This is a genomic window from Bradyrhizobium sp. 141 (assembly GCF_023074055.1).
Lineage (GTDB): Bacteria > Pseudomonadota > Alphaproteobacteria > Rhizobiales > Xanthobacteraceae > Bradyrhizobium.
Genome location: NZ_JADPKR010000108.1, coordinates 229,164 through 241,734, shown reverse-complemented (window position 1 = coordinate 241,734; position 12,571 = coordinate 229,164). Strand labels below are relative to the sequence as shown.

The window sequence follows — 12,571 nt, the reverse complement described above, 5'->3', positions numbered from 1 at the left end:
AACATACGCTGCCGGCCCGCCATCATGCTTCGATAATGACCGAATGATGATGCAGGGCATGCAAGCGCCGCGCGGATGACCGCGCCGCGCCATCCTGGTCGAGCGTGGGCTTAACTCGCCGCGCGCAGGTTCACCTTGCTCTCGGCGAGTTTCGTCAGCTTCATGTCGGTCGCCTTCTCTTCCTCGAGCGTCTTGGCGAGCACGCTGGCGCAGTCGTTGCGGCCGAGCTGCTTGGCCCAGGCGATCAGGCTGCCGTAGCGCACGATCTCGTAATGTTCGGCGGCCTGCGCCGCATTGATCAGCGCCGCGTCGAGCACCGCCTTGTCGGCCACTTCGCCGGCGGTCTCGTCGGCTTCCTCGATGATGCCGTCAATGGCCGGGCAATCGACTGCCTTCACAGGGACGCCATGCATCTTGAAGACCTCCTCGAGCCGAGCGACATGCTGCTTGGTTTCCTCGAGGTGCGTCAAAAAGCCCTGTTTCAGCTGGGGATCGGTGGCCTTGCTTGCCATTTTCGGCAGCGCCTTGGTCAGCTGCTGCTCGGCATAATAGATGTCCTGGAGCTGGTGCACGAACAGGTCGTTCATGGTTTTGATGTCTTTTGTGAACAGTCCCATCGTTCCGTCCTCTTTCGGTTTCTGGAACACGACGGCAGCGGCTTGCACGAAAAGCCGCTTATTCCGCCATGTTCGGTTGCTGATGGGGCACAACGAGCGCGCGACAGCGACGTTCCAAAAAGCCCCGTATGGCTTGCGCTGGAACAATGCGGACGACGCCGGGACCTGAAATCATGACAGCACACGAAATGCGCGAGCCGGCCGGTTTCACGACTCATATGCTTAACGCGCCTGCGATGTGAACCGCGTATGACAAAAGTAGCCAGTCCAGCGCAGAACCTATTGTTGTCAAGGGCTGCACAAGCCGCTGTTTTTGCCTTAAATGAGCTGGATCATGCCTAGCGATCGATGCCTGCCTTTGGCCATCATCGCACCCGACCGGCCAATGTCTGGCCCGGTCGGTCTTGCCCCCCGCCGGGAGGATGAATGCACGGACTGCTGCCTGCGCTGAAGCGCGGCTTCAAGAGATGGATCGGCTGGCGACGGCTCGGAGTTGCCGCGAGCATCTTCATCATCGCCTTCGCGATCACGACGCTGGTGCGGACCCTCAAGGGCATCGATACCGGGGTCATCCTGACCGCGTTGACCGAGATTCCCCGCGGGAGCATCGGGCTCGCGGCGATCTGCGTCTTCTTCGCGTTCTGTACGCTGACATTCTACGACTTTTTTGCACTGCGAACGATCGGCAAGAAGCACGTGCCTTATCGCATCGCGGCACTCTCCAGCTTCACGTCCTATTCGATCGGCCACAACATCGGCGCCACCGTCTTCACCGGCGGCGCGATCCGCTTCCGGATCTATTCGGATTACGGGCTGAACGCGATCGACGTCGCCAAGATCTGCTTCCTGTCGGGCCTCACCTTCTGGCTCGGTAACATCTTCGTGCTCTCGATCGGCCTGGCCGTCCATCCGGATGCGGCGTCCTCGATGGATCAGCTTCCCCCGTCGATCAACCGGCTGATCGCGCTCGGCGGCCTTACCTCGATTGGCGCATATCTGGTCTGGCTGTGCATGGGCGAGAAGCGGCGGGAGCTCGGCCAAAAGGGCTGGAAGGTGGTGCTGCCCTCGGCGCCGCTGACCCTGGTGCAGATCCTGATCGGCGTGGTCGATCTCGGCTTCTGCGCCTTGGCAATGTATCTGCTGATGCCTGCCAATCCGCCGATCGACTTCATGTCGCTTGCCGTGGTGTTCATCCTGGCGACGCTGATCGGCTTTGCCAGCCATGCGCCCGGCTCGATCGGCGTGTTCGATGCCGCCATGCTGGTGGCGCTGCCCCAATTCGGCCGCGAGGAGCTTCTGGCGACGCTGCTGGTGTTCCGCATCCTCTATTTCGTGATCCCGTTCGGCCTCGCCATCTCCATCATGGGCACGCGCGAGCTCTGGATGAACGTGGTCGCGCCGTGGCAGGAGCGGCGACGGCTGGCGGAGGCCTGCGCCCAGGCTAATCTGCCCAAGCAGGTGGCCGCGATGGAGCGCGAACGGGCGCTGCGGCAGGCCGGCAAGCGGTAGGCGGACCCTCAAACCCGTGAGACGAAGGTTGCAGGCGGGGGAGCAATCCTCTCTTATTTCCGCCTCAACTTTGCCGTTGAACAGCGGGCCATGATCCCTCTCCCCCTTCGTACCCTTTCCGCAGGCGCCCTGCTGCTTGCGGGGATTCTGATCGCCTTGCCGCCCCAGCGCGCCGCCGCTCAGGATTCCGGCACCCTGCAGATCAGCTGGGAGGTACGTAACCGCTTCCGGCTGTTCCGCGAGGAGCGCGACTTCCTGCTCCATGTCGAGAACGCGCGCAACCGCAACATCCTGGCCGCTGAACAATCGCTGGAGCTCCAGAGCGAAGGCCGCGGCTGGGCCCGCAACATGGTCAACCGCCTCTGCATCGACCTCCAGGGTCGGGTTAACCAGCCCTGCACCCGCGATAACACCAAGGAAAACTACCTCACCCCGATCGACCATCCGGTCACCGTGCGCCTCGTTGGCGCCGTGCCGGTCGGCGCCACCTGCGCCTGGTCGTTCGACGACGGCGACGGCCCGCAACAATCGACCTTCGACTGCGCCGAGCCGATCAACTTACGTGTCCGCTACGGCAAGCAGACAGTCGCAACCGTCGACGTCTCCTCCGGCTCCGATCCGACCCAGCGCGTCCAGACCGAGATCCAGGTCCGCGACATTTTCGTCGCCGGCCTCGGCGACAGCATTGCTTCAGGCGAAGGCAATCCGGACCGGCCGCTGGCGCTGTCGGACGAAGGTTTTTGCTTCCGCTCCTATCTCGGTACCGCCGGTGCGCAGTATTACCGTCCGAGCCGCCACGGCTTCAAGGGCGGCCGCGCCTGCGAGGCGCCGGATACGCTCGCCAACTGGCAACGCTACAGCGCGCTCTGGTTCAACGCGCCCTGCCACCGCTCGCTGTATAGCTACCAGACGCGCACTGCGCTGGCGCTCGCGGTGCGCTACACTCACATCGCCGTGACCTACCTGCCGCTCGCCTGCACCGGCGCCAGCATCGGCGACGGGCTGCTCGGCTCGCAGCGCGCCCGCGAATGCCCGCCCGGCAAAACCGGCGTCTGCAATACCAGTGTGAACGCGCAGGTCGCGGAATTGCGCGAGGCGCTCACCGCGGCAAAGAAACGCCAGCCCGACCGCACGCTCGACCTCGTGCTGCTCTCGGTCGGCGCCAACGATGTCTATTTCTCCGGTCTCGTCGCCGACGTGATCGTCGAGACCGCGACCGAGCGCACGCTGTTCCGCCGCTCCGGCGTGATGGCGAGCGTCGACGATTCCCGCGATGCGCTGGCGCGCGAGCTGCCACAGAATTTCGTCAAGCTGCGCGAGGCGCTGAAGCCGCTCGTCGGTGGCGACCTCTCGCACGTCGTCTATGTCTCCTACGCCAATCCTGCGCTTGCCGAGGGCGGCGTGCCCTGTCGCGGCGGCCGGGCCGGCTTCGACATCCATCCGTCCTTCAACGCCGATCCGCAGCGCCTTGCCCGCGTTTCGACCTTCGTCGACACCGAGTTCTTGCCACAACTGAAGGGGCTCGCCACCTGCACCCGTGGCGCGCTGTGCCGCGATGTCGAAGCCGACCGCATGACCTTCGTCGATGCGCACCAGGCGGCGTTCGCCGATCACGGCTTCTGCGCCCATTCAGGCAACGATCCCGAATTCGATCGCACCTGCTTTGCCGAGAACGGCCAGAGCTTCAATCCTGATATCGTGAGCGCAGCGAGCCAGCCGATGCTGTGCGGCCGCGGCGCCTCGGAATATCGTGCCTACCTGCCGCGCGGGCGCTGGATCCGCGACGCCAATGACAGCTATTTTGCCGCGATGACCTATCCGCAGGGATTGCCGGCGGCGAGCCAGCCGACCGACATCCACGATGCCACCTGGGGCGTGCTCTCCGCCGTCTATGGCGGCGCGGTGCATCCGAGCGCCGAAGGTCATGCCGCGATGGCGGATGCGGCGCTGCCGGCCGCGAGCGCCGTGCTCGGGCTGGACGCCGTGCCGCCGGGTGTGACGCGCGGATTCCTGCCGCAGCTGTTGCCGAGCGCAAGGCAGTAGCGCAGGCGGTATCGTAGCCCGGATGAGCGAAAGCGACATCCGGGACCACTGTCCCCGCATATCGCTTCGCTCATGCGGGCTACGCGCAGCCGGCAGACCGTCATTGCGAGCGCAGCGAAGCAATCCAGAATCTTTCCACGGAGGGACTCTGGATTGCTTCGCTGCGCTCGCAATGACAACGGTGCGCGCGGCATAATCTCGCGCATCACCATCGTGCACATTCTCGGCACCTTATGATCGTTCCCCCGACTTGCCGTTCCATCAATCCAAAAACGGCATCGATCGATACTGCCTTGAACTTGGACACTTTGCCGCGCGCGCCTCTAGGACTCGTCTCGGGGAAACGGGTTCGAGTTCTAGGGAGGCGCCTGATGAGCGCAGTGGTGTCCGCAGCGGATGCGAGGAGGTCTCGCGTCAGACTGCTCATCGTGACCATGTTGTTCCTGGTCACGACCGTCAATTATGCCGACCGCGCCACGCTGTCGATCGCCGGCCCCGCGCTCTCCAAGGAGCTGCATCTCGATCCCGTCGCCATGGGCTGGATCTTCTCGGCTTTCGGCTGGTCCTATGTCGCGGCGCAGGTGCCGGGCGGCTGGCTGCTCGACCGCTACGGCTCGCGCATCGTCTACGCCTTCAGCATCATCATCTGATCGCTGTTCACGCTGATGCAGGGCTGGGTCGGCTTCCTCAGCGCCGGCGCGGCCATCGCCGTGCTGTTCGCGCTCCGCCTCCTGGTCGGCATCGCGGAAGCGCCGTCCTTCCCCGCCAATGCCCGTATCGTCGCCGCCTGGTTTCCGGGCAGCGAGCGCGGCACCGCCTCGGCCTTCTTCAATTCGGGACAGTATTTCGCCACCGTGATCTTCGCGCCGCTGATGGGCTGGATCGCGCACTCTTACGGCTGGCGCTTCGTGTTCTTCGTGATGGGTGCGCTCGGCATCGTCATGGGCTTCGTCTGGATCAAGACCATCTATGGCCCGAAGGAGCATCCTTCGATCAATGACGCCGAGTTCGAGTACATCAAGGAGGGCGGCGCGCTGGTCGATCTCGACGCGCCCAAGAACGATCTGCCGCGCGCGCGTGCGCCCGAGGCCGGCTCCGGCTGGGACCACATCCGCCAGTTGCTCTCCAACCGCATGATGCTCGGCGTCTATCTCGGCCAATACTGCATCAACACGCTGACCTATTTCTTCCTGACCTGGTTCCCGGTCTATCTGGTCAAGGAGCGCGGCCTGTCGATCCTGCAAGCCGGCTTCGTCGCGACGCTGCCCGCGCTGTGCGGCTTCATCGGCGGCGTGCTCGGCGGCATCATCTCGGATGCGATCCTACGCAGGACCGGTTCGCTGACCATGGCGCGCAAGATCCCGATCGTCGGCGGCATGCTGCTGTCGATGTCGATCATCGCCTGCAACTATGTCGATGGACAGGCGCTGGTGGTCGGCTTTATGGCGCTCGCCTTCTTCGGCAAGGGCATCGGCGCGCTCGGCTGGGCGGTGGTCTCCGACACCTCGCCGAAGGAAGCCGGCGGCGTCTCCGGCGGCCTGTTCAACACCTTCGGCAACCTCTCCTCGATCACCACCCCGATCGTGATCGGCTACATCCTGGCCGCGACCGGCTCGTTCAACGGCGCGCTGGTGTTCGTCGGCCTCAACGCGCTGGTGGCGGCGTTCGCCTATCTCGTCATCGTCGGCAAGATCGAGCGGGTGACGCTCAAACGTTCCTCCTGAGGGCTCCCATGGGAGCTTGACCAGGCAACTCAACGGCGGCCTCAAAAGCCGCCGTCTTTGTTTTGGGGGTGATCGATGCTAGAAGTGCCGGGGAAACGCCTTATTCATCTAAGGCATGTATCGATGTTCGACCTCAACCAACTCCGCTGTTTCGTCACGGTGGCGGAGGAACTGCATTTCGGCCGCGCCGCCGCGCGGCTGAACATGACCCAGCCGCCGCTGTCCCGGCAGATCCAGGTGCTCGAGCATATCATCGACGCGCCGCTGCTGGAGCGCACCAGCCGCTCGGTCCGTCTCACCCCTGCGGGACGCAGCTTCCTGCCGGAGGCGCGCCGCATTCTCAAGCTTGCGGAGAGCGCTTCGCAAGTCGCCCGCCGCATCGCGCTCGGCAAGACCGGCTCGGTGAAGATCGGCTTCACGGCCGCCGCAGCTTACGGCTTCCTTCCCGAGCTCGTCGCGGCGTGCCGTGCCAAGCTGCCCGAGGTCGACTTCTCGCTGAAGGAGATGGTGTCGGGCGACCAGTTCGAGGCGCTGACCTCGGGCCAGATCGACGCCGGCCTGCTCAGGCCGCCGATCGCGCGCCCCGAACTCACCAGCCGCCGCGTCGTCGCCGAGCCGCTGCTCGCCGCGATCCCGAAGAAGCATCCGCTCGCGAATGCCGACAGCATCACCATCAAGGATTTTGACGACCAGCCCTTCGTGATGTATTCGCCCTATGAGAGCCGGTACTTCCACGATCTGCTGGTGGCGCTGTTCACCCGCGCCGACGTGCTGCCGCGCTACGTCCAGCATTTGAGCCAGATCCACTCGATCCTCGCCATGGTGCGCGCCGGCCTCGGCCTTGCCATCGTGCCGGCGGCGGCTGCGAGCCTGAAGATTTCCGACGTGCGCCTGCGCCCGCTGAAGCTGCGCACGCGCGTTCCGGTCGAGCTGTTCATGGTCTGGCGCCGCGACGACGAGAATCCGCTGCTGTCGGCGCTGGTCAAAATCGCCGGCGAACTCGCCTCCACGGAGCCCGCGGAAGATTGATGCTGATTTCGCATCGGTCGATATAGGCTTTGGCTTGGACCCGCATCGAACGGTCTCCTAAACCACGGCGCATGGACGCGCAGGCCTAAAGCCCGCGTCCTCCACAACACGCAATAAGGGAGCAGCGCCCGTGAGCAAGATGACCCCGCAGGAAATGGCCCAGAAGATCGGATCCGGCCTCCTGTCTTTCCCCGTCACGCCGTTTAAGGCTGACTACTCCTTCGACGAGGCGACCTACCGCTCCAATATGGACTGGCTGTGCGGCTACGACGTTGCCGGCCTGTTCGCTGCCGGCGGCACCGGCGAATTCTTCTCGCTGACGCCGACCGAGGTTCCGCACGTCGTCAAGATTGCCGTCGAGGAGACCAAGGGCCGCGTGCCCGTGCTTGCCGGCACCGGCTATGGCACCGCGATCGCCCGCGAGATCGCGATCGGCGCGGAAAAGGCCGGCGCCGACGGCCTGTTGCTGCTGCCGCCCTATCTCACCCATGCCGAGCAGGAGGGCCTTGCCGCCCATGTCGAGGCGGTCTGCGCCTCGGTGAAGATCGGCGTCATCGTCTACAACCGGGACAACGCGATTCTCCAGCCGGACACACTCGCCCGCCTTGCCGAGCGCTGCCCGAACCTCGTCGGCTACAAGGACGGCATCGGCGACATCGAGCTGATGACCCGCGTCTACACCAAGCTCGGCGACCGCCTGACCTATGTCGGCGGCCTGCCGACGGCCGAGACCTTCGCCCTGCCCTATCTCGACATGGGTGTGACGACCTATTCCTCCGCCGTGTTCAACTTCGTTCCGGAGTTCGCGACCAATTTCTATACGGCCGTGCGCAAGCGCGACCACGCGACGATTCAGGCCGGGCTGAAGGATTTCATCCTGCCGCTGATCGCGATCCGCAACCGCAAGAAGGGCTATGCGGTCTCGATCATCAAGGCCGGCATGAAGGTGATCGGCCGCGATTCCGGCCCGGTGCGCCCGCCGCTGACCGACCTCACCGAACAGGAGATCGCGGAAGTGACCGCGCTGGTGAAGAATCTGCCCGCCATCCGATCGTCACAACAGGCTGCAGAATAGGACGACAACAGCGAGGAGCCTGCAATGGCCGAGACTGATATCTCCGGCGCACCTGTTATCACGGCGATGCAGGTGATCCCGGTCGCGGGCCGCGACAGCATGCTCCTCAACCTCAGCGGTGCGCACGCGCCGTTCTTCACCCGCAACATCGTCATCCTCACCGACAATGCCGGTCACACCGGCCTCGGTGAGGTGCCGGGCGGACAGAAGATCTGGCAGACGCTCCAGGACGCGCGCGATCTCGTCATCGGCAAGACCGTCGGCGCGATGAACAACATCCTCGCCGACGTCCGCACCGCTTTCGCCGACCGCGATGCCGGCGGCCGCGGCAAGCAGACGTTTGATCTCCGCATCATGATCCACGCGGTGACGGCAATCGAATCCGCGTTGCTCGATTTGCTCGGCCAGCACCTCAACCTGCCGGTCGCGGCGCTGCTCGGCGAAGGCCTGCAGCGCAAGAGCGTCGAGACGCTCGGCTATCTCTTCTTCGTCGGCGATCGCCGCAAGAGCAGGCTGGACTATGTCGCGGGCGAGACCGGCAAGCCAGAATGGTTCAACCTCCGCCATCAGGAGGCGATGACGCCGGAGACCGTGGTGCGGCTCGCGGAAGCCACGCACGACCATTACGGCTTCGCCGATTTCAAGCTGAAGGGTGGCGTGCTGCGCGGCGAGCAGGAGATCGAGGCCGTCACCGCCATCGCAAAACGCTTCCCGAACGCGCGCGTCACGCTCGATCCCAACGGCGCCTGGTCGCTGGACGAGGCGATCGGCCTCTGCAAGGGCATGCACGGCATCCTCACCTATGCCGAGGACCCCTGCGGCGCCGAGGCCGGCTTCTCCGGCCGTGAGATCATGGCCGAGTTCCGCCGCGCCACGGGGCTGCCGACCGCGACCAACATGATCGCGACCGACTGGCGCCAGCTCTCCCACGCGCTGCGCCTGGGCGCGGTGGACATTCCGCTGGCCGATCCCCATTTCTGGACCATGCAGGGCTCGGTGCGCGTCGCCCAGACCTGCCGGGACAACGGACTGACCTGGGGCTCGCATTCCAACAACCATTTCGACATCTCGCTGGCCATGTTCACCCATGTCGGCGCCGCGGCACCCGGCAAGGTCACCGCGATCGACACCCACTGGATCTGGCAGGACGGCCAGGCGCTGACCAGGGAGCCGCTTCAGATCAAGGGCGGCAAGATTGCGGTCCCGGACCGACCGGGGCTGGGTATCGAAATCGACAGGGCGGCCATCGACGCGGCGCATGACCTCTACAAGCGGCATGGACTTGGCGCCCGTGATGACGCTATTGCCATGCAGGACCTGATCCCAGGCTGGACTTTCGACGACAAACGTCCCTGCCTCGTGCGGTAGGGCGTGATCCCGGAAAAGTGGACACCGGTTTTCCGACAAGGATCACGCCAAACTAGAAATGAAACTTCCTCTGGAGGAATACATGACTGCGATCCTGAAGAACTTCATCGGCGGCGAATGGGTCGACGGCTCCGGCGTCACCAGGAACATCAACCCCTCCAACACCAACGACGTCGTCGGCGAGTACGCCAAGGCCGACAAAGCACAGACCGAGAAGGCGATCGCCGCCGCCAAGGCCGCCTTCCCCGCCTGGGCGCAGTCGACGCCGCAGGCGCGCTACGACGCCCTGAACAAGATTTCCCTCGAGATCCTCGCCCGCAAGGAAGAGCTCGGCCGCCTGCTCGCCCGCGAGGAAGGCAAGACGCTGCCGGAAGGCATCGGCGAGGTCGCGCGTGCCGGCCAGATTTTTGCGTTCTTCGCCGGCGAGGCGCTGCGCCTGATCGGCGAGAAGGGCGCTTCCGTCCGTCCCGGTCTCGATGTCGAGCTCACCCGCGAGCCGGTCGGCGTCATCGGCATGATCACGCCCTGGAATTTCCCGATCGCGATCCCGGCCTGGAAGATCGCGCCGGCGCTCTGCTACGGCAACACCGTGGTGTTCAAGCCGGCTGAGCTGGTGCCGGGCTCGGGGCATGCGCTGTCCGAGATCATCACCCGTTCCGGCATTCCCGCCGGCGTGTTCAATCTCGTGGTCGGCTCCGGCTCCGTGGTCGGCCAGACCCTGCTCGACCACCCGGATGTGGCCGCGATCTCCTTCACCGGCTCGGTGCAAACGGGGCGGAAGATCGCGCAGGCCTGCGTGCTCTCGAACCCGATGAAGAAGTTCCAGCTCGAGATGGGCGGCAAGAATCCGCTGGTCGTGCTCGACGACGCCGACCTCAAGACCGCCGTCGAGGTCGCCGTCAACGGCGCCTATTTCTCCACCGGCCAGCGCTGCACCGCCTCCTCCCGCCTGATCGTCACCGAAGGCATCCACGACCGCTTCGTCGCGGCGGTGGCCGAGCGCCTCAACAGCCTGTCGGTCGACGACGCGCTCAAGGCCGGCGTGCATATCGGCCCCGTGGTCGACCAGAGCCAGCTCGACCAGGACCTGCGCTACATCAAGATCGGCCAGGACGAGGGCGCCAAGCTCGCCTTCGGCGGCGAGCTGCTCAAGCGCGAGAGCCCCGGCCACTACCTCCAGCCGGCGCTGTTCACCGAAGCCAACAACAACATGCGCATCGCGCGCGAGGAAATCTTCGGACCGGTCGCCGCCGTCATCCGTGCCAAGAACTACGAAGAGGCACTCGCGATCTCCAACGACACCGAGTTCGGCCTCGCCTCGGGCATCTGCACCACCAGCCTGAAATACGCCTCGCACTACAAGCGCAACAGCGAGTCCGGCATGGTGATGGTCAATCTGCCGACGGCCGGCGTCGACTATCACGTGCCGTTCGGCGGCCGGAAGGGTTCGAGCTACGGCGCCCGCGAGCAGGGCTCGTATGCGCGCGAGTTCTACACCACGGTGAAGACGGCCTATACCTTCCCCGGCTAACCACGGGGAAGATTTCGTAGGGTGGGCAAAGCGAAGCGTGCCCGCCGCTTACGTTTGGTGTGAAGCATGGTGGGCACGGCGCGTTGCGCCTTTGCCCACCCTACGGCTTCGGAGGCAAGCGCAGATGGACCAGGACGTCGCAGCGAAAGAGCAGCCCCGCTACATCAAGCTCAACGAGCGCGACAATGTCGCGATCGTGGTCAATGATTTCGGGCTTCCCGCCGGCTCCCGCTTTGCCTGCGGGCTGACGCTGCGCGCCTTCGTGCCGCAGGGCCACAAGACGGCTCTGGTCGATATCGCGGAAGGCGCGTCGATCATCCGCTATGGCGAAATCATCGGCTATGCGCTGTCGCCGATCCTGGCCGGCGAATGGGTGGACGAGGCGCGCATCCGCATGCCGGAGGCCCCTGACCTCGACAAGCTTGAAATCTCCACCGCCGTGCCGGCGCCGCTGCCGGCACTCGAAGGCTTTACATTCGAGGGCTATCGCAATCCGGACGGCTCGGTCGGCACGAAAAACATTTTGGGCATCTCCTCCTCCGTGCAATGCGTCAAGGGCACGATGGAATATGCGGTGAAGCGCATCCGCGCCGAGCTGCTGCCGAAGTACCCCAACGTCGACGACGTCGTGCCGCTGACGCATGCCTATGGCTGCGGCGTCGCCATCACTGCGCCCGATGCGGTGGTGCCGATCCGCACGCTGCAGAACATCGCGCTGAACCCTAACTTCGGCGGCGAGATCCTCGTCGTCGGTCTCGGCTGCGAGAAGCTCGCGCCGGAGCGGCTGGTGCCGGAAGGCGTCAGCGATGCCATCGTGCGCATGCAGGACGAAGCCTTCGATGGTTTCGGCGCGATCGTCGATGCGATCATGACCCAGGCCGAGGCCCGCCTGAAGGTGCTCAACGCCCGCAAGCGCGAGACCTGCCCCGCCTCCGATCTCGTCATCGGCCTGCAATGCGGCGGCAGCGACGCGTTCTCCGGCGTCACCGCGAACCCCGCCGTCGGCTTCGCCGCGGACTTGCTGGTGCGCGCCGGCGCCACCGTGATGTTCTCGGAAGTGACTGAGGTGCGCGACGCCATCCAGCTGCTCACGCGCCGCGCGATCAACGAGGACGTCGGCCGGGCGCTGGTGCGCGAGATGGCCTGGTACGATTCCTATCTCGCCCGCGGCGGCGCCGATCGCAGCGCCAACACCACCCCCGGCAACAAGAAGGGCGGCCTCGCCAACATCGTCGAGAAGTCATTGGGCTCAATCGTCAAGTCCGGCTCGTCCGCGATTACCGGCGTGCTCTCGCCCGGCGAGAAGGCGACGCAGAAGGGCATGCTGTTCGCGGCAACGCCGGCGTCCGACTTCATCTGCGGCACGCTCCAGCTCGCCTCGGGCATGACGCTGCAGGTGTTCACCACCGGCCGCGGCACGCCCTATGGGCTTGCGGCAGCGCCCGTGATCAAGGTCGCCACGCGCAGCGAGCTCGCCCGGCGCTGGAAGGATTTGATCGACTTCGACGCCGGCCGCATCGCCACCGGCGAGAAGACCATCGAGGAGACCGGCTGGGACCTGTTCCGCCTGATCCTCGATGTCGCCTCCGGCCGCACAAAACCGTGGTCGGATCGCTGGGGCATCCACAACGATCTCACACTGTTCAATCCGGCGCCGGTGACCTGAATCGAACGG

At 65.1% G+C, this 12,571-nt stretch carries 8 protein-coding genes and 1 pseudogene; 8 read left to right on the top strand and 1 reads right to left on the bottom strand.

Translation table 11 applies throughout. The features are described from left to right. Window positions 1–110: 110 nt before the first annotated feature. Window positions 111–617: a ferritin-like domain-containing protein gene (locus tag IVA81_RS34755; RefSeq protein ID WP_063203919.1), complete on the bottom strand. Its 507-nt coding sequence runs from the start codon at window positions 615–617 to the stop codon at window positions 111–113. A gap of 426 nt (window positions 618–1,043) precedes the next feature. Between IVA81_RS34755 and IVA81_RS34750 the strand changes: the two genes are divergently transcribed. The 8 genes and pseudogenes from IVA81_RS34750 (at window position 1,044) to garD (ending at window position 12,562) form a co-directional block, all read left to right on the top strand. Continuing rightward, window positions 1,044–2,126 (top strand): YbhN family protein, encoded by a 1,083-nt coding sequence (locus IVA81_RS34750; protein WP_247326649.1) that lies wholly within the window; start codon window positions 1,044–1,046, stop codon window positions 2,124–2,126. 90 nt (window positions 2,127–2,216) lie between these two features. Then, window positions 2,217–4,169, top strand: a complete 1,953-nt coding sequence (locus IVA81_RS34745; protein WP_247326647.1) for a hypothetical protein — start codon at window positions 2,217–2,219, stop codon at window positions 4,167–4,169. A gap of 371 nt (window positions 4,170–4,540) precedes the next feature. Then, window positions 4,541–5,893 (top strand): annotated as a pseudogene (locus IVA81_RS34740) (MFS transporter). Window positions 5,894–6,016: 123 nt separating this feature from the next. Further along, a complete protein-coding gene (locus tag IVA81_RS34735) occupies window positions 6,017–6,922 on the top strand; it encodes a LysR substrate-binding domain-containing protein (protein ID WP_247326644.1) in 906 nt (301 codons plus the stop codon). Between the two features lie 130 nt (window positions 6,923–7,052). After that, a complete protein-coding gene (kdgD, locus tag IVA81_RS34730; RefSeq protein WP_247326642.1) occupies window positions 7,053–7,997 on the top strand; it encodes a 5-dehydro-4-deoxyglucarate dehydratase in 945 nt (314 codons plus the stop codon). A 24-nt stretch (window positions 7,998–8,021) separates the two neighbouring features. Then, window positions 8,022–9,365 (top strand): glucarate dehydratase, encoded by a 1,344-nt coding sequence (gudD, locus tag IVA81_RS34725; protein ID WP_247326640.1) that lies wholly within the window; start codon window positions 8,022–8,024, stop codon window positions 9,363–9,365. An 82-nt stretch (window positions 9,366–9,447) separates the two neighbouring features. Continuing rightward, a complete protein-coding gene (locus IVA81_RS34720; protein ID WP_247326639.1) occupies window positions 9,448–10,896 on the top strand; it encodes an aldehyde dehydrogenase family protein in 1,449 nt (482 codons plus the stop codon). Between the two features lie 124 nt (window positions 10,897–11,020). Continuing rightward, window positions 11,021–12,562: a galactarate dehydratase gene (gene garD / locus IVA81_RS34715; RefSeq protein ID WP_247326637.1), complete on the top strand. Its 1,542-nt coding sequence runs from the start codon at window positions 11,021–11,023 to the stop codon at window positions 12,560–12,562. The last annotated feature ends 9 nt before the right edge of the window (window positions 12,563–12,571 follow it).

Bases quoted from the DNA above. Each gene is read 5' to 3' on its own strand.
- IVA81_RS34755 (WP_063203919.1), bottom strand. From the start codon at position 617: ATGGGACTGTTCACAAAAGACATCAAAACCATGAACGACCTGTTCGTG.
- IVA81_RS34750 (WP_247326649.1), top strand. From the start codon at position 1,044: ATGCACGGACTGCTGCCTGCGCTGAAGCGCGGCTTCAAGAGATGGATC.
- IVA81_RS34745 (WP_247326647.1), top strand. From the start codon at position 2,217: ATGATCCCTCTCCCCCTTCGTACCCTTTCCGCAGGCGCCCTGCTGCTT.
- IVA81_RS34735 (WP_247326644.1), top strand. From the start codon at position 6,017: ATGTTCGACCTCAACCAACTCCGCTGTTTCGTCACGGTGGCGGAGGAA.
- gudD (WP_247326640.1), top strand. From the start codon at position 8,022: ATGGCCGAGACTGATATCTCCGGCGCACCTGTTATCACGGCGATGCAG.
- IVA81_RS34720 (WP_247326639.1), top strand. From the start codon at position 9,448: ATGACTGCGATCCTGAAGAACTTCATCGGCGGCGAATGGGTCGACGGC.
- garD (WP_247326637.1), top strand. From the start codon at position 11,021: ATGGACCAGGACGTCGCAGCGAAAGAGCAGCCCCGCTACATCAAGCTC.